The organism is Bradyrhizobium sp. (assembly GCF_052389815.1).
GTDB lineage: Bacteria > Pseudomonadota > Alphaproteobacteria > Rhizobiales > Xanthobacteraceae > Bradyrhizobium.
The window spans coordinates 31,102-51,023 of sequence record NZ_JBQTHN010000020.1 but is presented as its reverse complement, the minus strand read 5'-3'; the positions used below and the strand labels follow the sequence as shown (position 1 = coordinate 51,023).

General features: G+C 66.2%; 20 protein-coding genes. 13 read left to right on the top strand and 7 right to left on the bottom strand.

What is annotated here, in order from left to right:
- Window positions 1-179 precede the first annotated feature (179 nt).
- Both ACT4OC_RS05305 and ACT4OC_RS05300 read left to right on the top strand, forming a co-directional pair.
- Window positions 180-1,172: a tripartite tricarboxylate transporter substrate binding protein gene (locus ACT4OC_RS05305; protein ID WP_444837920.1), complete on the top strand. Its 993-nt coding sequence runs from the start codon at window positions 180-182 to the stop codon at window positions 1,170-1,172.
- A gap of 211 nt (window positions 1,173-1,383) precedes the next feature.
- Window positions 1,384-1,743 carry a hypothetical protein gene (locus tag ACT4OC_RS05300; RefSeq protein WP_444837919.1) on the top strand — a complete coding sequence of 120 codons (360 nt, stop codon included), beginning with the start codon at window positions 1,384-1,386 and terminating at the stop codon, window positions 1,741-1,743.
- On the opposite strand, the gene ACT4OC_RS05295 is transcribed toward ACT4OC_RS05300, so the two are convergent.
- Genes ACT4OC_RS05295 through ACT4OC_RS05285 form a run of 3 tightly spaced genes read right to left on the bottom strand, consistent with a single transcriptional unit; the run spans window position 1,740 to window position 3,879 of the window.
- Window positions 1,740-2,219, bottom strand: a complete 480-nt coding sequence (locus tag ACT4OC_RS05295) for a YbaK/EbsC family protein (RefSeq protein ID WP_444837918.1) — start codon at window positions 2,217-2,219, stop codon at window positions 1,740-1,742. The two genes, ACT4OC_RS05300 and ACT4OC_RS05295, sit on opposite strands and share 4 nt — an antisense overlap.
- A gap of 6 nt (window positions 2,220-2,225) precedes the next feature.
- The gene (locus ACT4OC_RS05290) at window positions 2,226-2,966 is read right to left on the bottom strand and encodes a haloacid dehalogenase type II (protein ID WP_444837917.1); all 741 of its coding nucleotides are present in this window, start codon (window positions 2,964-2,966) and stop codon (window positions 2,226-2,228) included.
- Between the two features lie 28 nt (window positions 2,967-2,994).
- A complete protein-coding gene (locus ACT4OC_RS05285; RefSeq protein WP_444837916.1) occupies window positions 2,995-3,879 on the bottom strand; it encodes an amidohydrolase family protein in 885 nt (294 codons plus the stop codon).
- Between the two features lie 176 nt (window positions 3,880-4,055).
- On the opposite strand from ACT4OC_RS05285, the gene ACT4OC_RS05280 reads away from it, so the two are divergent.
- The 5 genes from ACT4OC_RS05280 (at window position 4,056) to ACT4OC_RS05260 (ending at window position 6,529) form a co-directional block, all read left to right on the top strand.
- Entirely contained in the window at window positions 4,056-4,532 is a 477-nt protein-coding gene (locus tag ACT4OC_RS05280; RefSeq protein WP_444837915.1) for a MaoC family dehydratase, read from the top strand.
- A gap of 27 nt (window positions 4,533-4,559) precedes the next feature.
- Entirely contained in the window at window positions 4,560-5,009 is a 450-nt protein-coding gene (locus ACT4OC_RS05275; RefSeq protein WP_444837914.1) for a MaoC family dehydratase, read from the top strand.
- Window positions 5,010-5,295: 286 nt separating this feature from the next.
- Window positions 5,296-5,421, top strand: coding sequence for a type B 50S ribosomal protein L36 (gene ykgO / locus ACT4OC_RS05270; RefSeq protein WP_006611362.1), 126 nt, complete (start codon window positions 5,296-5,298; stop codon window positions 5,419-5,421).
- Window positions 5,422-5,498: 77 nt separating this feature from the next.
- Window positions 5,499-6,143, top strand: coding sequence for a tetratricopeptide repeat protein (locus ACT4OC_RS05265; RefSeq protein WP_444837913.1), 645 nt, complete (start codon window positions 5,499-5,501; stop codon window positions 6,141-6,143).
- A 104-nt stretch (window positions 6,144-6,247) separates the two neighbouring features.
- Complete coding sequence (locus ACT4OC_RS05260) at window positions 6,248-6,529, top strand: hypothetical protein (protein WP_444837912.1); 282 nt, start codon at window positions 6,248-6,250, stop codon at window positions 6,527-6,529.
- 10 nt (window positions 6,530-6,539) lie between these two features.
- On the opposite strand, the gene ACT4OC_RS05255 is transcribed toward ACT4OC_RS05260, so the two are convergent.
- Entirely contained in the window at window positions 6,540-6,725 is a 186-nt protein-coding gene (locus ACT4OC_RS05255) for a hypothetical protein (protein ID WP_444837924.1), read from the bottom strand.
- A 266-nt stretch (window positions 6,726-6,991) separates the two neighbouring features.
- Here ACT4OC_RS05255 and ACT4OC_RS05250 point away from each other — a divergent pair, with 266 nt between their 5' ends.
- Window positions 6,992-7,948, top strand: a complete 957-nt coding sequence (locus tag ACT4OC_RS05250; RefSeq protein WP_444837911.1) for an alpha/beta fold hydrolase — start codon at window positions 6,992-6,994, stop codon at window positions 7,946-7,948.
- 69 nt (window positions 7,949-8,017) lie between these two features.
- On the opposite strand, the gene ACT4OC_RS05245 is transcribed toward ACT4OC_RS05250, so the two are convergent.
- A complete protein-coding gene (locus ACT4OC_RS05245; protein WP_444837910.1) occupies window positions 8,018-9,943 on the bottom strand; it encodes an HlyD family type I secretion periplasmic adaptor subunit in 1,926 nt (641 codons plus the stop codon).
- Entirely contained in the window at window positions 9,940-11,649 is a 1,710-nt protein-coding gene (locus tag ACT4OC_RS05240) for a type I secretion system permease/ATPase (RefSeq protein ID WP_444837923.1), read from the bottom strand. The genes ACT4OC_RS05245 and ACT4OC_RS05240 overlap by 4 nt, the downstream gene beginning before the upstream one ends.
- 571 nt (window positions 11,650-12,220) lie before the next feature.
- Between ACT4OC_RS05240 and ACT4OC_RS05235 the strand changes: the two genes are divergently transcribed.
- Together ACT4OC_RS05235 and ACT4OC_RS05230 are read left to right on the top strand one after the other, a co-directional pair.
- Window positions 12,221-14,068, top strand: a complete 1,848-nt coding sequence (locus ACT4OC_RS05235) for an ethylbenzene dehydrogenase-related protein (RefSeq protein WP_444837909.1) — start codon at window positions 12,221-12,223, stop codon at window positions 14,066-14,068.
- Window positions 14,065-15,054, top strand: a complete 990-nt coding sequence (locus ACT4OC_RS05230; protein ID WP_444837908.1) for a 2Fe-2S iron-sulfur cluster-binding protein — start codon at window positions 14,065-14,067, stop codon at window positions 15,052-15,054. Before ACT4OC_RS05235 ends, ACT4OC_RS05230 begins: the two co-directional genes overlap by 4 nt.
- A gap of 7 nt (window positions 15,055-15,061) precedes the next feature.
- Here the strand turns inward: ACT4OC_RS05230 and cycA are convergent, their stop codons facing one another.
- Window positions 15,062-15,454 (bottom strand): cytochrome c-550 CycA, encoded by a 393-nt coding sequence (cycA, locus tag ACT4OC_RS05225; RefSeq protein WP_444837907.1) that lies wholly within the window; start codon window positions 15,452-15,454, stop codon window positions 15,062-15,064.
- 211 nt (window positions 15,455-15,665) lie between these two features.
- On the opposite strand from cycA, the gene ACT4OC_RS05220 reads away from it, so the two are divergent.
- From ACT4OC_RS05220 to glcF, 3 genes are all read left to right on the top strand, one after another.
- A complete protein-coding gene (locus tag ACT4OC_RS05220; RefSeq protein WP_444837906.1) occupies window positions 15,666-17,159 on the top strand; it encodes an FAD-linked oxidase C-terminal domain-containing protein in 1,494 nt (497 codons plus the stop codon).
- Between the two features lie 145 nt (window positions 17,160-17,304).
- Window positions 17,305-18,543, top strand: a complete 1,239-nt coding sequence (locus ACT4OC_RS05215; RefSeq protein ID WP_444837905.1) for an FAD-binding protein — start codon at window positions 17,305-17,307, stop codon at window positions 18,541-18,543.
- On the top strand, window positions 18,540-19,856 hold the full coding sequence (gene glcF / locus ACT4OC_RS05210) for a glycolate oxidase subunit GlcF (protein ID WP_444837904.1): 1,317 nt from the start codon (window positions 18,540-18,542) through the stop codon (window positions 19,854-19,856). The genes ACT4OC_RS05215 and glcF overlap by 4 nt, the downstream gene beginning before the upstream one ends.
- The last annotated feature ends 66 nt before the right edge of the window (window positions 19,857-19,922 follow it).

Genomic DNA, 19,922 nt, shown 5'->3' with positions numbered 1-19,922 from the left:
CACTGCTTGCGCAATGACGGCAACAGAATATTTTCGGCGCTATGGCGTCGGACTGCGAATGGATTTCTACTGCGTCGATGGCCGATTGAATATTTGCCCAGCCTCTTCCGCTTTGCCCACCCTACAGGTTTTCGGGTAGGCTGCTGCCAAACAAAACAAGGCTTGGGAGGAGACCGCCGATGAACCGCCGCGAATTGTTGAAGGCTGCCGCCGCACTGCCGCTGGTGCCTGCCGCGCTCTCCAATAGCGCGGTGGCACAAAGCGCGCCCTATCCCTCCCGCAACATCACCATGATCGTGCCGTTTCCGGCCGGCGGGCAGGCCGATCTCGCGGCGCGGCCGGTGGCGGCTGCGCTGGAGAAGACCCTCGGCAAATCCGTGATCGTCGACAACCGCGCGGGCGGTGGCGGCGGATCGGTCGGCAATGCCGCCGCCGCCCGTGCCGAGCCGGACGGCTATACGCTGTTGATGACGCTGTCTTCGCTCGCCGTGCTGCCGGAGGCCGACCGCCTGTTCAACCGGCCGGTGGCCTATGAGGTATCGCAGTTCGCACCGATCGCGCGCGTGCTCGCCGATCCGACGTTGCTCGCGGTGCCGGCGTCTGCGCCCTGGAAGACGCTGAAGGATTTCGTGGAAGACGCCAAGGCGCGGCCCGGGCTGATTCCCTACGGCTCCTCCGGTCCCTACGGTACGCTGCACATCGCGATGGAGATGTTTGCGGCGAGCGCCGGCATCAAGCTCCAGCACGTGCCGTTCCGCGGCGCTGCGCCTGCGCTGACCGCGCTGCTCGGCGGCACCGTGCAGGCGCTGGCCTCGGCCCCGGGCGTACTGAAGCAACAGGTCGACGACGGCAAGCTGCGCGTGCTCGCCAACTGGGGCGCCGAACGTATCGCGAGTTTTCCCAACCTGCCGACCTTCAGGGAGCTCGGCTACAAGGACGTCGAGTTCTACATCTGGGCCGGCCTGTTCGCGCAGAGCGCGCTGCCCGCGCCGATCATGGCGCAGCTGCGCAAGGCGATGGGGGAGGCGGTGAAGGCGCCGGAGGTGGTGAAGACCTTCGCGAACGCCGGCAGCCCGGTTGCGTATCTCGATGCGCCGGAGTTCGCGAAGTTCGTTGCCGACGACAGCGCGCGGCTGATTGCGGCGGTGAAGAAGATCGGCAAGGTCGAATGAGCACGATCCGGACCCGAAGGGCCGCGTTAGCGCAAAGTGGGTACCGGTTTTCCGACAAGATCATGCTCCGGCAAGAAGAGTTCCTTCACGTTTTGTTGTGAGCAAGAACCTTCGCGGGCCTCATTCATTGGACAGGCTTCACGCGGGCGTTGCGCATGAACACGCGTGCCGTCTCGAACCCGAAGCAACCCGAGAAGAAAGGGCTCCCGGCATGCGGATGCAACGGATCGTCCTTACCTGCGCCATTTCGATTCTCGCCACGAGCGCGGCGTGGTCGCAGGAATATCGCGGTACCTGGGAACAGCAGATGGCCTGCACGCCCGATGTGTGGCGGCTGTGCGGCGACCAGATACCCGACGTCAACCGCATCGTGTCGTGCCTGCGCGCCAACACGCCGCAGCTTTCCACCGGCTGCCGCGCGGTGTTCGAATCGAACGCCGCCGGCCCGCCGACCGACACCGCGCGCGTAGTCCCACAATCGCCGCCGCGTGCGCGTGCTGCGCCGCCGCCCGCGCGACCGCAAGCCGTGCCGCGGCAGCCGTCCAACCCCTGGTATGACGACTATGATTAGGCCTGCGCTTCCGCCGGCGCCTGGCAGACGTCCACCCACTCCGCGTCGGTGAGCTCCGCCATCCGCTGCGGCGTGATACGCACCGCCGAGTGAGTGGAGCCGGCCGCCGGCACGACGATGTCGTAGGCTTTCAGCGACACGTCGCAATAGACCGGCAGCGGCGCCTTCAGGCCGAACGGGCAGACGCCGCCGACCTCGTGGCCGGTGATATCGGCCACTTCCTCGAGCCCGAGCATTTTCGGCTTGCCGCCGAAGGCCGCCTTGACCTTCTTGTTGTCCATGCGGGCGGTGCCGCTGGCGACGATCAACACCACGCGATCGCCGACGCGCAGCGACAGCGTCTTCGCGATCCGCCCGGGCTCGACGCCGTAGGCTTCGGCAGCGAGCGTGACCGTCGCCGAGCTGGTCGCCGACTCGATCACAGTGATCTCCGGCGCCTTCTCCGCAAAGAAGGCGCGGACGGATTCGATGCTCATGGGGGATTACCTTCCGGAAACCAGTCTCGGCAATTCCGACAACGTGCGGATGCGATGGTCGGGCTCGAAACCGAGCTCATCCATCTGGGTGCGGATCGCCTTGAACATGGTGAGCGGCGGCAGCGTCTCGCTTTCCAGGCACGCCAGCGCCATCGCCTCCGGCGTCACCCGCTCGATCCAGGCGACGTTGAGCCCGAACGATTTGGCGGCGCAGGCATCCCAGGGATTGGAGGAGACGAACAGGACTTCGGCCGGGGGAATCTTCAGGGTGGATTCGATCAGCGCATAGACCTCCGGGCTCGGCTTGAAGATACGGATTGCATCGACACTGATCACGGCATCCAGAATGGGACGCAGGCCGCTGTTGCGCACCAGCGCGTTCAGCATGTCCGGGCTGCCGTTGGAGAGGATCGCGAGCTTCTTCTCGGCCATCGCCTCCAGCGCCAGCAGGGCGTCCGGATAGAGATCGAGATGCAGGTACTTTTCCATGATGCGCGCGAACGACGCATCGTCGTATTCGAGGCCGAGACATCTCAGCGTGTAGACGAGGGCGTCGCGGGTGACGACGGAAAAATCCCGGTACTGCCGCATCAGGGAGCGCAGCCAGGTGTATTCGAGCTGCTTGATGCGCCAGACCTGGGTGATGATCTCGCCGTAGCCGGGGAATGTCTCCTCGGTGATATCGGCGACCGACTGCACGTCATACAGCGTGCCATAGGCATCGAACACGACGGCTTTGATGGTCACGGCATCACCCCGGCTCAGAAGAAGGCTGCTAGATGTTTAGCAGCTTTCTCGCGTTGGCCTTCATCACTTTCGGGCGGATTTCCTCGCGGATCTCGAGCTTGGCGAAGTCGGACAGCCAGCGGTCCGGCGTGATCACCGGCCAGTCCGAGCCGAACAGCATCTTGTCCTGCAGGATCGAGTTGATGTAGCGCACCAGAATCGGCGGGAAGTATTTCGGCGACCAGCCGGAGAGGTCGATATAGACGTTCGGCTTGTGGGTCGCGACCGACAGCGCCTCCTCCTGCCAGGGGAAGGAGGGATGGGCGAGGATGATCTTCAGGTCGGGGAAATCGGCCGCGACGTCGTCCATGTACATCGGGTTGGAATATTTCAGCCGCATCCCCATGCCGCCGGGCATGCCCGAGCCGACGCCGGTCTGCCCGGTGTGGAACAGCGCGATCGCGCCGCCGTCGTTGATCGCTTCATAGAGCGGGTAGGCCATGCGGTCGTTGGCGTAGAAGCCCTGCATGGTCGGATGGAATTTGAAGCCGCGGACGCCGTATTCCTCGATCAGCCTCTTCGCCTCGCGCACCCCGAGCTTGCCCTTGTGCGGATCGATGCTGACGAAGGGGATGAGAACGTCGAGATGCTCGGAAGCGGCTTCCAGCATCTCGTAATTGTTGTAGCGGCGGAAACCGGTCTCGCGCTCGGCATCGACCGGGAAGATCACCGCCGCGATGTTTTTCGCGCGATAGTATGCCGCCGTTTCCGGCACCGTGGGCGGATGCTTGTTCGGCGAGCCGAAATATTCCGCCATCCGCGCCTGGAAATCGTCATAGCCGTCGTCGGCATGACAGCCGCAGGGTTCTTCCGCGTGGGTATGGATGTCGATGGCGACGACTTTCTCGATGTCGGGCAATTTCAGTTTGGGCATGGTTTCCTCTAGGCGCGCGCGGACGGCTTGATTTTGGGTTCCGGAAAATTGATTATACTATATAACAAATTTCGCAAGACGGCATTGGAGCGTTTTCAAGCGAGGCATCCTACTTTGCATGGGGTTGTTTTCGCGATTTTGGATGCAGAACCAGACCGCAAAAACGGGAGGACGGCATGGCGCAATCGCAGGCCTTCGAGACCGATTTCTGGAAGGACGCCAATTTGCGCAAGGTCTGGGACGAGATCGTCCCGGGCGTGCCGCGCAAGACCATTCCCTACACGCTGACCAGGGAGGCGATCGAGCTCTACTGCCGTGCGGTCGGCGAGACCCATCCGCTCTATTTCGACGAGGCTTACGCCAGGACCACCCGCTATGGCGGGCTGATCGCGCCGCCCTCGATCCACATCCTCCTGATGTTCTCCTGCACGCCGGCCGACGACTGGATGCGCTCGCCCGGCACCGTCAATGCCGGGCAATCCTGGAGCTACAACATCCCGGCGCGGCCGGGCGATGTCATCACCCTTCAGGCCCGCGCACTCGACAAGTTCATCAAGCGCGAAAGGTTGTTCGTCGTTCACGACAACGTCTTCTTCAACCAGAAGGGCGACGTAATCTGTTCCGGCCGCGGCTGGACGATTCGGCCCAATTGAACCGCGAAGTGTGAGGAGGGGAGCGCGATGACGACCACGTTCGACAGCCTTTCCGCCGGCGATATGATCGACGGGCCGAAATTCGCGGTGACGCGGGAATCCATCCGCCTGTTCTGCGACGCCTCGCTCGACTACAACCCGCTGCATCTCGACGACGAGTACATGAAGAGCAGTTTCGGCAAGACCAATTTCGGCGGGATCATCATGCACGGCATGAACAATTTCGGGCTGATCTCGCGCATGATCACCGACTGGGCCTATCCCGCCGGCGCCGTCCACCGCAGGCTCGAGACGCGATGGGTCAAGCCGGTGAAGCCGGGCGACCTGATCCAGCCTTCCGGGGTCATCAAGGCAAAGCAATCGACCGCAAAGTCCCGCTGGGTGCTGATCGATGTCGTGGTGAAGAACCAGCACGGCGAAAAGGTCGCCACCGGTGAGGCCATGGTCGAATTCCCGATGGACTTGTTCTGCCAGTGATTGGGTCCGTCATTCCGGGGCGGTCCGTAGGACCGAACCCGGAATCTCGAGGTTCCGGGTTCGATGCTTGCGCATCGCCCCGGAACGACGGCTAAGAGGCGGGATTCTCAAGCCAAAACCACTCCCAAAACGGCCCGTTTCGGTTGACATTTGGCTTGGATGGCTTAGAAACCGCCCCGTTCCCGGGCGGTTCGCCCGCCGGGCAAAATCCCAATTCGCCAGCTTGGCAGCTAATCAGGTTCGGGCGCGAGCCACGGCCTTTCAACTTTACTATCAGGATTGTCCCATGAAGGTCCGTAACTCGCTGAAATCGCTGCGCGGCCGCCATCGCGCCAACCGTCTGGTCCGCCGCAAGGGCCGGGTCTATGTGATCAACAAGGTCCAGCGCCGCTTCAAGGCCCGTCAGGGCTAAGCTCGGCCCTCTCAATTCACTCGGGTTTGAGGATCGCGCTGCTTTGCAGCGCGATTTTTCGCGTCTAGACTTGGTTCATGGGTTTTAGATTCCCACGGGTTCGACGTACCGGCGTGGCTATCCTCGCTGCCGCGATGCTGGCTGCCCTGCCGGGGTCGTCGTTTGCGCAGGTGGTTCCCCCAGATGCCAGGAAAAGGCCGCCGGAAGCCCCCAGCAAGCTGCCGAAGGTTGGCGCGGACCGCACCAAGGGGCTCGATTTCCTGTTCGGCGCGCTGAAGGCTGCGCCCGATGCGGCCAGCGCCCGCCATGTCGAGGCGAGGATCTGGGCGATGTGGATGCAGACGCCGAGCGATACCGCCGCGCTGCTCATGACCCGCGCCAAGACGGCGATGGAAGCTCAGAAGATGGACGTGGCGCTGAAGCTGCTCGATTCCCTGGTCAGGCTGCGCCCGGATTACACCGAAGCCTGGAACCGGCGCGCGACGCTCTATTACCTGAAGGATGACTATGTCCGCTCCATGCAGGATATCCAGCAGGTCCTGGCCCGTGAGCCCCGCCATTTCGGCGCGCTGGCGGGCCTTGGCATGATCATGCAGGAGGTCGGCGACGACAAGCGCGCGCTGGACGCCTTCCGCAAGGCGCTGGCCGTCAATCCGCACCTGGAGAAGGTGCCCGACCTCGTGAAGTCGCTGACCGAAAAGGTCGAAGGCCGCGAGATTTAGTCGGCCTGAATTAACCACTGCGTGCGATGGATGTTGCTCCGGACTGGAAGGTTCGCCCTTCCCGCGCGACCTATGTCGCAAGGCCCATTGCAATGGAGCAGACCATGAAATCCCTGCTGCTTGCCGGCATCATGTCGGCCGCATTCGCGACAGCGAGCTACGCTCAATACTGGGTGGCTGGCGACCGCAGCACCGGCAAGTGCAACATCGAAACCAGCCAGCCGGTGATCTTCGGGCTTCCCGCCTATGCCGGCGGCGGAAGCGAGTACAAGACCTCGTTCGCGTCGGGCCCGTACAAGTCACTCGACGACGCGAAGCTCGCGCGTTCCGGTATCAGTGCTTGCCCACCGGAACCGGAGCCGGCCGCGGGAGAGAAGAAGGACTGACTTCCCTCGATCAGTGCAGGGCAGGGTTGTTGCGCAGGGCAAGACCGCCCGGCGAGACGACGGCGTAAAGCTGCGCCAGCTCCGCTTCGAGTTGCTCGTTGACCAGCAAGAGTGCCCGTAGCGCCCCCCGCAGGTCGCCGTCACAGGCTGCCACGATCTTGTCGATGGCCGCTTCGTTCAGGGTACGCATTGAAATCCCTCCACTTATTCGCCTTCTACGCTTTGCCGTCGGTCCCGTTCCTGTGCATTGCGGGGACAGACCGGGCAGACGACATGTGTCTTTGGTGCAACCCACACGTGGCAAAAATGGCGCTTGCGAATAAGAGCACCGGGCAATTACGGGGATGTGAACCCGCTATCCACAGGATCGGGTAGTTGTGGACAACTCGGCCCTGCCGCAGCGAAACCGGGGTGTGTCATGCCCGTAGTTTTTCCGTGCCCCATCCCGTCCGGATCCTCTTCATGTTCTTGCTGATCGCGCTGGCCGCGCTTGCCACCCTGGCGCTGGTCACGTGGACCGGCGCCGTGCTTGCGGAACGCGCACATCCGGCGCAGGGGCGGATGGTCGAGGTCGAAGGCGCCAGGCTGCACGTCGTGGAGTTCGGGCCGCGCGGCGCGACGCCGATCGTGATGCTGCATGGCGCCAGCTCCAATCTCGAAGTGATGCGCCCGCTGGCCGATCGGCTGGCGCAAAGCCATCGCGTGATCCTGGTGGATCGGCCCGGCCATGGCTGGAGCTCGCGCGCGAGTGTTGCCGATTCCACGCCCGAGCCGCAGGCCCGCATGATCGCAGAGGCGCTGAAGAAGCTCGGCGTGCCGCCTTCGATCGTGGTCGCGCATTCCTGGAGCGGCGCGCTGGCCCTGCGCCTTGCGCTCGATCATCCCGAGCGCGTCGCCGGCTTGATGATGCTTGCGCCGGTCGCCTATCCCTGGCCCGGCGGCGTCAGCCAGTACAATTACGCCGTCACCGCCCCGGTAATCGGCCCGCTGCTGGCGCACACCATCACGCTGCCGCTTGGCCTGCTGCTCGCCGAGTCCGGTTCGCGCAGTGTGTTCGCGCCGCAGGCGATGCCGGAGGGATTTGTGAAGGACAGCGCCACGCGCCTGTTGCTGCGACCGCGCGAATTCGTCGCCAACGCCTGGGATCTCGTGACATTGCGCGCGGCCATGGCCGAGCAGGCGCCGCGCTATGCAAATATCACCGTGCCGATCACCATCATTGCCGGCGACGTCGACAAGACCGTCTCGACCCATATCCACTCGCAGCCGCTGGCGAAGACGGCAAAGAATACCAAGCTGATCGTGCTCAACGGCGTCGGCCACATGATCCAGTACGCCGCGCCCGAACTCGTGGTCGCCGAGATCGAGGCGATGGCGGGCCGTCTCGTCCAGGGCACGGAAACCGCGGCGGCGAAATAGAGCGTTTTCAAGCGAAGTGGACACCGGTTCGCGTGAAGAAAACGCGTTAAAGCAAGAATCCAGCGCCGTTCACCGCTCGACGAAGGCGCGCTGCAACTGGTCGGTGATCGGCTTGAACAGATAGCTCAGCATGGTGCGGCTGCCGGTCTGCATGAAGACTTCCGCCGGCATGCCGGACACCAGATGCAGGCCGGCGAGGCGCCGCCGCTCTTCCTCGGGCAACGTCACGCGCACGGTGAAATAGCCGCCATTGCCGCTCTGCTCGCGGCTGATATCGGCCGAGATGAAGCTGACGACACCCGCGACCTCGGGGGTCGTGCGCTGGTTGAAGGCCGGAAAGCGCGTGAACGCCTTCTGTCCGATCCGCACCTGATCGATGTCGGCCGGCTGCAAGCGCGCCTCGATCTGCAGATCGTCGGCGTCGGGCACCACCTCCATGACGGTGTCGCCGCCGCGGATCACGCCGCCGATGGTATGCACGTTGAGCTGATGGACGAGGCCGGAAGCGGGCGCGCGCATTTCGATGCGGTCGAGCAGGTCGCGCGCAGCGACGCCGCGTTCCACCAGCTCGGCTTCCTTGCCTCTGACCTCGCCGAGCTCCCTGACGATGTCGGTGCGGAACTCCTGGTCGATGCGCACGCTCTGCAGCTGGGCCTCGCTGATCTTGGCCTTGGTCTCGGCGATGGCCGAGATCAGCTGTCCGCGTTCGCCCTCGATGCGCGCGCTCTCGCGCTGCAGCGCCGTCAGCCGCGGCAGCGGCACGAGGCGCTTGTCGTAGAGGTCCTGCACGCCGGTCAATTCGCCCGCGATCAACTCGAGCTGCTTGGCTTTCGAGCCGACCTGGGCCTCCAGCCCCGCGATTTCCTCGTTGAGCTGCGCGATGCGGTTGCGCAACAGTCCCTTCTGGCTCTCGCGTGCGGTGGCGCGGGCCTGGAACAGGGTCGATTCCGCGGCGAGCAGGTTCTTCACCGCGCTCTCGCCGATCCGCGGCGCGAGCTCCTCGTGCAGATCGGGCCGGGCGAGGCCGTCGCGCTCGGCGGCCAGCCGCGCGTCGCGGGCGCGGAATTCGTCGAGCTGCCTGCTGATCACCTGCAGGCTCGCCTGTGCCTGTGTCGCATCGAGCCGCAGCAGGAGATCGCCGGCCTTGACGCGCATGCCGTTGCGCACGGGGATTTCCGCAACCACCCCGCCGGTCGGGTGCTGGATCGCCTTGACGTTGGACTGCACCACGAGATTGCCGGGCACCACGACGGCGCCGGCGAGCGGCACCAGCGCGGCCCAGCCGCCGGCGACTACGGTTGTTGCGACCAGCACCCGCAGCCCGACCTTCAGTTCGCGCGCATAGGTGCGCCCCGTCGCGGACGCCAGATTGTCGCCCTCCTTTGCCGGTTCTTCCGGCGAGAGCAGGTCGGCGACGCCGCTGCGGCATTGCACGACGAGCTGCCCGAGGCGGGTGTCCGCCTTGCGCGGGGTCGCGAGGTGCGGTGGCGCCGCCGCGGCAGCCTCGGTGCGCACCGGCGGGATCGCGGCGGAAATTTCCGGCACCGGTCTTGCCAGGTCCATCTTTGCCAAGTCCATCGCGACGGGGGCGACCGGCGTGACCGGCTTCTTCTGGCGCGGCTTGGGCGCGGCTTGCGGCGGCAAGGGTGGAGGCGGGGACGGCGGAGCGGACGAACGTGTCGGTGGTTGCGTGCGCCGGGCAGGCGGTGCGCTCGCGCCCAGCCCCAGCTGCTCGAGGCACATCTCGATCACGCGGACCATCCCGCGCTTGCGCGGCTTCCTTGGCGCGCGGCGTTGACCGGCGGCGGGCCGCGATTCCCTTGGCGGCGGGCGGCGCGGCGCCGCCTGCGTCTCGTTCCATTGGTCGCGCTCGAAGGCCCGGCGCAGCCGCTGCAATTCCAGGATCAGGGCCTCGCCTTGCGGCCCGACGTCGCGCGGCACCTCGCGGCGCGGATGCTCCAGTACGTCGTCACCGAAATTACGATGACCGCTCACGATGCGGCTCCTTCGAGCGAAGCCGCGCGGCGCGCAACCTTGGGCGCGGCAGCGGAGCGTTGGGCCACAACCTGTTGCCCTGCGGCGCTGACGCGCGCAAATACCTCGTCGCGACGGCCGAAGGCGATCGCCTTGCCGTCATAGAGCACCAGTGCCATGTCGAGCGCGGCCAGCGCGCTCGGTCGATGCGAGATCACGATGACGATGCTGCCGGCGGCGCGCATCGCCTGGATCGCACGGGTCAACGCCTGCTCGCCTTCCGTGTCGAGATTGGCGTTGGGCTCGTCGAGCACGATCAGAAAGGGGTCGCCGAACACGGCCCGCGCGAGCCCGATGCGCTGGCGCTGGCCCGCCGAGAGCGACATGCCGCCGGCGCCGACCCTTGTGGCATAGCCGTCCGGCAGGCGCAGGATGATGTCGTGCACGCCGGCGATCCGCGCCGCCTTCAGGATCGCCTCCGACGCGGCGCTCTCGTCGAAGCGGCAGATATTCTCCGCCACCGTGCCGTCGAACAGCGCGACGTCCTGCGGCAGGTAGCCGACATAGCGGCCGAGATCGCCGCTCCGCCATTGGTCGAGCGCGCCGCCGTCGAGCCGCACCACGCCCGACAGCGCCGGCCATATGCCGACCAGCGCCTTGGAGAGCGAGGTCTTGCCGGAGGCGCTGGCCCCGAGCAGCGCGAGCCCCATGCCGGCGGACAGCGCGAACGACACGTTGGTGACGATCGGCCGGTCCATGCCGGGAGCGGTGACCGAGAGATTCTGCACCGACAATTCGCGGCTCGGTCGCGGCAGCTCGACCGGAGGCGCCGCGGGCAGTGCGGTCGCCTTGCAGATATCGCGCAGCCGCCTGACGCCCTGCTGCGCGGCGATGAGCTGCTTCCATGTGCTCAGCGCCACCTCGACCGGCGCCAGCGCGCGGCCCATCATGATGGAAGAGGCGATCATGACGCCGCCGGAAGCCTTGTCGACCACGACGAGCCAGGCCCCGAGCCCGAGCATGCCGGATTGCAGCACATAGCGCAGCACCCTCGCGCCCGATCCGAGATTGGCCGAGACGTCGCTGGCGCGGATGTTCTCCTGCAGATAACGCTCATTGGCGCGCGACCAGCGCGCCGTGAAGCGGTCGAGCATGCCGAGCGCGCGGATCACCTCGGCATTGCGCTGCGTCGCATCGGCCAGCACCTGGCGCTGCGCGCTCAAGTCCATCGCCGCCTTGGCCGCGCCGCGCGACAGCCGTTCGGACAGCAGCGTCATGGCGACGATCGCGATGGTGCCGGCAAGCGCGGTGAAGCCGATCAGCGGGTGAAACAGGAACAGCGCGATCAGGAAGATCGGAATCCAGGGCATGTCGAGGAAGGCGGTCGGGCCCATGCCGGACATGAAGACGCGGATCTGGTCGAGATCGCGCAGCGGCTGCTGCATCAGCACCGGCTTGGCGCCGCGCAGCGGCAGCGTGGCGAGCGCGTTGTGGATATGCTCCTGCAGGCCGGCGTCGAACAGCGTCGCCACCCGGCACAGCATGCGCGAGCGCAGCGCATCGAAATAGCCCTGCATCAGATAGGCCGACAGCACCATCAGCGACAGTCCGATCAGGGTTGCGACGCTGCGGCTCGGGATCACGCGGTCGTAGACCTGCAGCATGTAAAGCGAGCCCGACAGCATCAGGAGGTTGACGACGCCGCTGAACACGGCGATCCCCACCATGCGCCGCGCGCTTTCATGCAGCCGCGCGGCGACGGGATCGTCGGACGGAGGCTGCGAAAGCAGGCCCGACAGCCCGGCGGCTGTCGCCAGCCGGGCGTGGTTGTACGCGGTACTCATACCCATGCGCCTTCTGCGCTTCCCCTGGAGTCGACGATAGCTTGCTAGAAATCGAAGCCGACCATTTTCCGGCGGCAATGCGACGCCGGCCACCTCGATGCTTGGAGAAACGGCGGCGTAGTGATGGCGCGGCGCGCCCGTCACCGATTGGTCGGGCTATTACCTTGCTTGGGCACGCAATGACCTGCGTGTCGTCCGAAAGGTGCCACGATGCGAAACAACCCTCGGGTTCAAGCGCTGCCCGCACGTTTCGGGGGAAGACCGGCGCTGTCGGCGGCTCGATGCGGATTTGAGTCCCGCTGCATCGAGCCGCCGGCGTCGGCGCGCTTCGTCCGACGAGCATCGCATTTTCCGCTCCCGCGGGAGCGCGACGTGAAATGGGGGTGAGCCAATTGCGGTGCGAACGTCGCGGTCGCCTGCCGGAGGTGACGCGGTCCGGGAATGGAGTGCGTCCATGAAGGATCGCAGGACCGACTTTGGAACGGTGATGCTGCACTGGCTGTTTGCCGCCGGGCTCGGCGTTGCCTTCGTCACGGGCTTGCGGATGGCGACGGAAGCGCCGAACCGGCAATGGCTCAATTTCCTCGACGCCGTGCTGCCGCGTGCAAATGTCTGGGTGCCGCACATGCAGGCGGCGCTGCTGCTGGCCGCGTTGTCGCTGGCTTACGCGGTCTATCTCGTCCGCTCCGGACTCACCGTGCGGGTGCGGCTCGATCGGGTGCGCTTGCGCGGGCTGTTCGGCAACGCGCAGGTGAGGCTGCGCGCGCTCAACACCGTGCTCACCTGGGCGCTCTTCGCCACCGTCCTTGCGCTGCTGACGAGTGGCGGCATGCTCTATTTCGGCCTTTTCGCCGGCCATCCCGTGGCGATGCTGCACTGGTACGCGACCTGGTCGCTGACGGCGCTCGTTGCCCTGCATGTGCTGGCGCATGCAAGACTTGGCGGACTGGCGCAACTGCTCCGCATCTTCCGTCCCTCGCGTCTGTCGCCACCGCCGCCGCCGCTCGATGCGGCCACTCTGCTGGCCATGCTCGCCGAGCGGTCGGCGCCGCCGCAGGCGGAAGCCGCGCGCGAGGAAACGCACGCGCCGGAGGCGCGTCTGCAGCCGGATCATCCGTCCGAAGCGCCGTGGCCCGTCCATCCGCTCAGGCGAGGACAACGCCGCGCCACGCTCGAGGCCAACCCGCTGGTCGTGGCCGCGGCGGTCGCGATGACGGGCGCCTCGCTGCTCGTCGCCAGCGACCGTCTCGGCGTCGATCGCCTGCGGGTGCACCGCATCGCGAGCTCCGATACGCCGTTGCTCGACGGCGACACGTCCGATCGGGTCTGGCGCAATATCCGCCCCGTCACGCTGACCACCCATCATGGCGACAATTTCGATGGCAAGGGTGAAGCGCGTATCGACATCCGCGCCGCGCACGACGGCACCTGGGCCTACTTCCTGTTCACCTGGGACGACCCGACGCGCTCGCTGAAGCACCTGCCGCTGCTCAAGGAGGCCGACGGCTGGCATCTGCTGCACAACGGCTTGGAGAACGGCGACGAGCGCGACTTCAACGAGGACAAGTTCTCCGTGCTGTTCACCCGCGCCGACGTGACCATCGGCGGCGACCGCACCTTTCACGCCAGCCCCCGGCCGCTGGCCGACAGGCCCGCCACCATGACCGGCCGCGGGTTGCACTACACGGCAGACGGCATCGGCGCGGTCGACGTCTGGCTGTGGAAGGCGACCAGCGGCGGTGCGGCCGGCTGGATCGACGACGGCCATTTCGGCCCGCCATTGCCGCCGACGCCACAGCAGGAGAGGGGCCTTGCGCCCTACAAGGGCGGCTATGCGCCCGATCCGGGCAGCGCCAGCCATTCGGACAATTTCGTCGCCGGCGCCGCTGCCGACCGCACCCTCGTGCCGCGCCGCCTGCCGCGCGATCCCGCAGCGATGAAGGAGGCAATGGGCGACATCCATCTCGATCCGGATCATGGCGAGAGCGCCGGCTCGCGCTGGTACATGAGCGAAGTGGAGTCGCTGCCTTTCGCGCCCGAGCTCGATGCGCGCGTGCCGGTCGGGTCGGTCATTCCCGGCGTAATTGTCTCCGGCGAGTATTCCGGCGACCGCGCCGACGTCAGATGCGCAAGCCGCTGGGCCGCCGGCCGCTGGTCGCTGGAGGTGGCGCGCCGGGTCGACACCGCAAGCTCCTACGACGTTGCCATCGGAAGCGGCGTCTTCATGCGCGTTGCCGCCTTCGACCATAGCCAGATCCGCCATACCCGCCACGTCCGCCCGATCCGGCTGGAGGTGGAATGATGCGGCGGATCTGCGAGGTCAGGTTCAACGGCGAGCGCTATCTCGCCAATGCTGGCGATCTCCTGCTGGACTGGGCGCTGATGAACGGCGTCGAGCTGCCGCACGATTGCCGCGCCGGGATGTGCGGCGCCTGCCGCGTGCGCCTGGTGGAAGGAAGGGTGTTCGGCGGCCATGAGCCGGGCGACGACATGATCCATGCCTGCCAGGCGCGCATCGTCTCCGACATCAGGATTTTCACCGAGGACGTGCCCGATCCGCTGACGATTTCAGGGCAGGTTGCCGACATCGTGCGGCTGGCACCCGAGATCGCCGGCGTCACCATCGAGGTGGATAAGCCGCTCGGCTTCCTGCCCGGCCAGTTCTGCAAGCTTTCCTTCCGCGGCTTTCCGGCGCGCTCCTATAGCCCGACCTATCCGCTGGAAGTCCGCGCCGATGAGTACGTCATGCACTTCCACATCCGCAGGCTTGCGGAAGGCAAGGTGTCCGCTGCGCTCGGCCGCGACATCCGCCCCGGCCACCGCGTCAAATTGACCGGGCCGTTCGGCAGCGCCTTCCTGCGCCGCAATCATCGCGGGCCCATTGTGCTGGTGGCGGGCGGCACCGGATTTGCGCCGCTGTGGTCGATCGCGGTGGCCGCGATCACGGAGCGGCCGGAGCGTGAGCTGACGTTCATCGTCGCGGCGCGCGAGCTGCGCTCGCTCTACAGCCATGCCGCGCTGTGTCGCCTCGCGCGGTTTCCCAATGTCACGATCATCCCGGTCGTCGCCGAGCCGCAGCGCGATTTCCCGGCGATCCGCGCCGGCCGGCCGACCGACCATCTGCCGCCGCTGTCGCCGGACACCGTGGTCTACACCTCGGGTGCGCCGGCGATGACCGAGAGCGTCGGCCGCATCGCGCGCGCCGCCGGCGCGCGTTGCTATGCCGATCCCTTCGTGCCGACCACCACGCCGGAAGAGCAGGCGCGGGCGCGCTGGGCGAGGCGGTGAGGCGCGGCTACTTCGTCTTGCCGTCCTTGTCGAACTTCGCCAGGTAGGCCCAGAGGTTGTTCGCCTCGTCCTCCTTCTTGATGCCGGCGAACACCATCTTGGTGCCGGGGATCTTCGCCTTGGGGTCCTTGATGTATTCGAGGAAGGTGTCCTTGCTCCAGGTGATGCCGGAGTTCTTGTTCGCCTCGGAATAGGAATAGCCCTCGACCGTGCCGGACTTGCGGCCCTCGAGGCCGTTCAGCACCGGGCCGACCTTGTTCTTGGCGCCCTCGCCGACGGCGTGGCAGGCCAGGCACTTGTTGAACGAGGTCTTGCCGGCGTCGGCATCCTGCGCCAGCGCGCTGGAGGCGGCAGTGGACGCCGCAATGAAAATCAGCGTGCTCAGGGTCAGTTTCTTCATGGGGTGCTCTTCATCTCTTGCGGGTTGGTGACCGCCGGTCTTGCCATGGCCGGCGCGCCGTTAACAAGTCTGCCGCGGGCGGCCGGTTTCATGACGGCGGGAGGGTTTTTCCAGCAATTTTCCCGCATGTCCATCCGTCCTTCGGCCGCCTACCCAAACCCCGCCAGACGTGCTTGATATGTCATCACAAATCGGCGAGCGGAGGAGCGACATGGCGATCATGATGCCGGCAGCGGACGAGGCGGTGCTCGCCCGGCGCGACGCCATCGTGGCGGCCCTTCGCGCCATCGTGCCGGGCGAGGGCGTGATCGACAGCGCCGCCGAGATGATTCCTTATGAGTCCGACGGGCTCACCGCCTACCGCCAGCCGCCGATGGTCGTCGTGCTGCCCGATACCACCGAGCAGGTCTCCAGGGTTCTGAAATACTGCCAGGAGCAGGGCATCAAGGTGGTGCCGCGCGGCTCCGGCACCTCGCTGTCCGGCGGCGCGCTGCCGCTCAAGGACGCCGTGCTGCTGGGGCTGGGCAAATTCAAGCGCATCCGCGAGATCGATTTCGACAACCGCGTGGTCGTCACCGAGCCCGGCGTTACCAACCTCGCCATCAGCCAGGCGGTGGCGCATGCCGGCTTCTACTACGCGCCCGATCCGTCGTCGCAGATCGCCTGCTCGATCGGCGGCAACGTCGCGGAGAATTCCGGCGGCGTGCATTGCCTGAAATACGGCATGACCACCAACAACGTGCTTGGCTGCGAGATCGTGCTGATCTCGGGCGAAATCCTCCGGATCGGCGGCAAGTCGGCGGAGAATTCCGGCTACGACCTGATGGGCATCATCACCGGCTCCGAAGGCTTGCTCGGCGTCATCACCGAGATCACCGTGCGCATCCTGCAGAAGCCGGAGACGGCGCGCGCGCTGATGGTCGGCTTCGCACAAGTGGAGGCGGCCGGCGAATGCGTCGCGCGCATCATCGGCGCCGGCATCATCCCCGGCGGCATGGAGATGATGGACAAGCCCGCGATCCACGCCGCGGAAGCATTCGTCCATGCCGGCTACCCGCTCGACGTCGAGGCGCTGCTGATCATCGAGCTCGACGGTCCCGGCGTCGAGGTCGACGAGCTGATCGGGCGTGTCGAGGCGATTGCGAAAGCCTGCGGCTCCGTCACATTGCAGATCTCCACCAACGAGGCCGAGCGCAACCTGTTCTGGGCCGGCCGCAAGGCGGCCTTCCCCGCGGTCGGGCGCATCTCGCCGGACTATCTCTGCATGGACGGCACCATCCCGCGCGGCGCGCTGCCGAAGGCGCTGACCCGTATCCGCGAGCTTTCGGAAAAATACGGCCTCGGCGTCGCCAACGTGTTCCATGCCGGCGACGGCAATCTGCATCCGCTGATTCTCTACGATGCCAACAAGCCCGGCGAGATGGAGCGGGCCGAGGCCTTCGGCGCCGACATCCTGCGCTGCTGCGTCGAGCTCGGCGGCGTGCTCACCGGCGAGCACGGCGTCGGCATCGAGAAGCGCGACCTGATGCCGGAGATGTTCAGCGAGATCGACCTCAACCAGCAGCAGCGCCTGAAATGCGCCTTCGACGCGGATGGCCTGCTCAATCCGGGAAAGGTGTTTCCGACCCTGCACCGCTGCGCCGAGCTCGGCCGCATGCATGTGCACGGCGGGAAACTGGCGTTTCCGGATATCCCGCGGTTTTAACGATGAGCTTTCCCGTTTTTCAGGTCGTCATACCCCGCGAAGGCGGGGTATCCAGTACGCCGCGCCGAAGAGGCTCTCTCGCAGTGCCGGTGATTACTGGATCGTCCGCCTTCGCGGACGATGACAAGCAGAACAAGTGGATTCCGTGGATACGCTGAAAGTACGTGACGCCCAGGACGTCGAGCAGGTGGTGCGCGCAGCGATTGCCAATGTGCAGCCGCTGGAAATCGTCGGCCATGGCTCCAAACGCCAGATCGGCCAGCCGATGGCGACCAATGCGGTGCTCGATCTTTCCGCGCTCAACGCCGTCTCTTCCTATGAGCCGAGCGAGTTGATCATCACGGTTCAGGCCGGCGCGCCGCTGGCCGACGTCAAATCGCTGATCGACGCCAAGAATCAGCAATTCGCCTTCGACCCGATGGACACGGCCGCGCTGCTCGGCACCGCGGGGGTCGGCACCATCGGCGGCATGATCGGCGCCGGCCTCGCCGGCCCCCGCCGCGTCAAGGCCGGTGGGGCGCGGGATCATCTGCTCGGCGCCCATGCGGTGAGCGGGTTCGGCGACAGCTTCAAGACCGGCGGCAAGGTGGTGAAGAACGTCACCGGCTACGATCTCTGCAAATTGCTCACCGGCTCCTGGGGCACGCTCGCGGTCATGACCGAGGTGACGCTGAAGGTGATGCCGCGCCCCGAGGCCGAGCGCACGCTTATGCTGCGCGGGCTCGACGATATCGCCGCGGGCCGCGCCATGACGGCTGCGCTCGGCTCGCCCTTCGATGTGTCGAGTGCCGCCCACCTGCCAGGCTCGGTATTCCGCCCCGCCAATGGGACGCTGGCCGCGCTGGCATCGCAGGGGCAGGCGGTGACGCTGCTGCGGCTGGAGGGAATCGAGGCCTCGGCTGCCAGTCGCGCCGCGTCGCTGACGAGACTTGTGGCGGAGTTTGGCGCTGCCGAGCTCATCGAGGACAACGCCTCGACCGAGGTCTGGAACGCCATCCGCGACGTGCTGCCCTTTGCCGCCGATGGCGCGCTCGGCGCCTGGCCGGTGTGGCGGATCGTGTGCCCGCCGGCGTCCGGCGGCGCGCTCGGCCAGCGGCTTGCCCGGGAGAGCGGCGGAGATGTGATCTACGATTGGGGCGGCGGGCTGATTTGGGCGGCCGTGCCGCCGAAGCCGGACGCGCAGGCCGGAATTGTGCGCAGCCGCGTCGAGGCTGCCGGCGGCCATGCCACGCTGATCCGAGCGTCCGAAGAAGTGCGCCGCCAGCTCGACGTATTCCAGCCGCAGGCCGCCGGGCTTGCCGCGCTCGGTGAGCGGGTGCGGCAGAGTTTCGATCCGAGGAACATTCTCAACCGCGGCCGGATGGCGCGGGGAACCCAAGCATGAAGACCGAATTTTCGCTGGCCCAGCTCGCCGATCCCGACATCAAGGAAGCCGACCGGATCCTGCGCGCCTGCGTGCATTGCGGCTTCTGTACCGCGACCTGTCCGACCTATGTGCTGCTCGGCGACGAGCTCGACAGCCCCCGAGGCCGCATCTACCTGATCAAGCAGATGCTCGAGAAGGACGAGAAGCCGACCGCCGAGGTGGTCAAGCATATCGACCGCTGCCTCTCCTGCCTCGCCTGCATGACCACCTGTCCGTCCGGCGTGCACTACATGCATCTGGTCGATCAGGCGCGGGTGCGGATCGCGCGCGACTATAAGCGGCCGCTCGTCGAGCGGGGACTGCGCAAGGTGCTCGCCTGGGTGCTGCCGCGGCCCGATCTGTTCCGCTACAGCATGTGGCTGGCGCGGCTCGGCCGGCCCTTTGCGGCGCTGCTGCCGGCTTCAAAGCCGGGGTCGGTCACCCCGACTTTGTTCAGCCGAATCAAGGCGATGCTGGCGCTGGCGCCGGGACGCCTGCCGCCACCGGGGCCGGTTCCGGGCAGCGTATTTCCTGCACAAGGCGAGCTGCGCGGACGCGTCGCGCTGCTGCAGGGCTGTGCCCAGCAAGTGCTGGCGCCGCGCATCAACCAGGCCGCGATCAACCTGCTGACCCGTCACGGCATCGAGGTGGTGCTGGCGAAAGACGAGCAATGCTGCGGCGCGCTCACGCATCACATGGGCGACGATCATGATGCCCTTTCCCGCGCGCGCGCCAACGTCACGGCCTGGCGGCGGGAAGCGGAACAGGGCGGGCTCGACGCCATCCTGGTGACGACGTCGGGCTGCGGCACGGTCGTCAAGGACTACGGCTACATGCTGCGCGAGGATCGCGACTACGCTGCGCCCGCCGCGCAGATCTCGGCGATGACGAAGGACATCAGCGAGTATCTCGCCGGCATCGAACTGAAGCCGTCGAACCAGAACGGCGAGGTGAAGGTCGCCTATCACGCCGCCTGTTCGCTGCAGCACGGGCAGAAAATAACGGCCGCGCCGAAAGAATTGCTTTCCAAGAATGGATTCGTGGTGAAAGATGTGCCCGAGAGCCATTTGTGTTGCGGTTCGGCGGGGACATACAACATTCTCCAGCCCGAGCTTGCGGGCAGGTTGCGCGATCGCAAGGTCGCCAACATCGCAAGTGTCGAGCCGGATGTGATCGCTGCGGGCAATATCGGCTGCATGGTGCAGATTGCCGGTGGTACGTCAGTTCCTGTGGTGCATACGATTGAGCTTCTCGATTGGGCGACGGGAGGTCCACGGCCAGCGCTGAACTGACGGCGAAGCAAAGAAGCGGCGATCCGGCTCGTCCGATAGTCATTGATCGGCGGCAACAGGAGGATG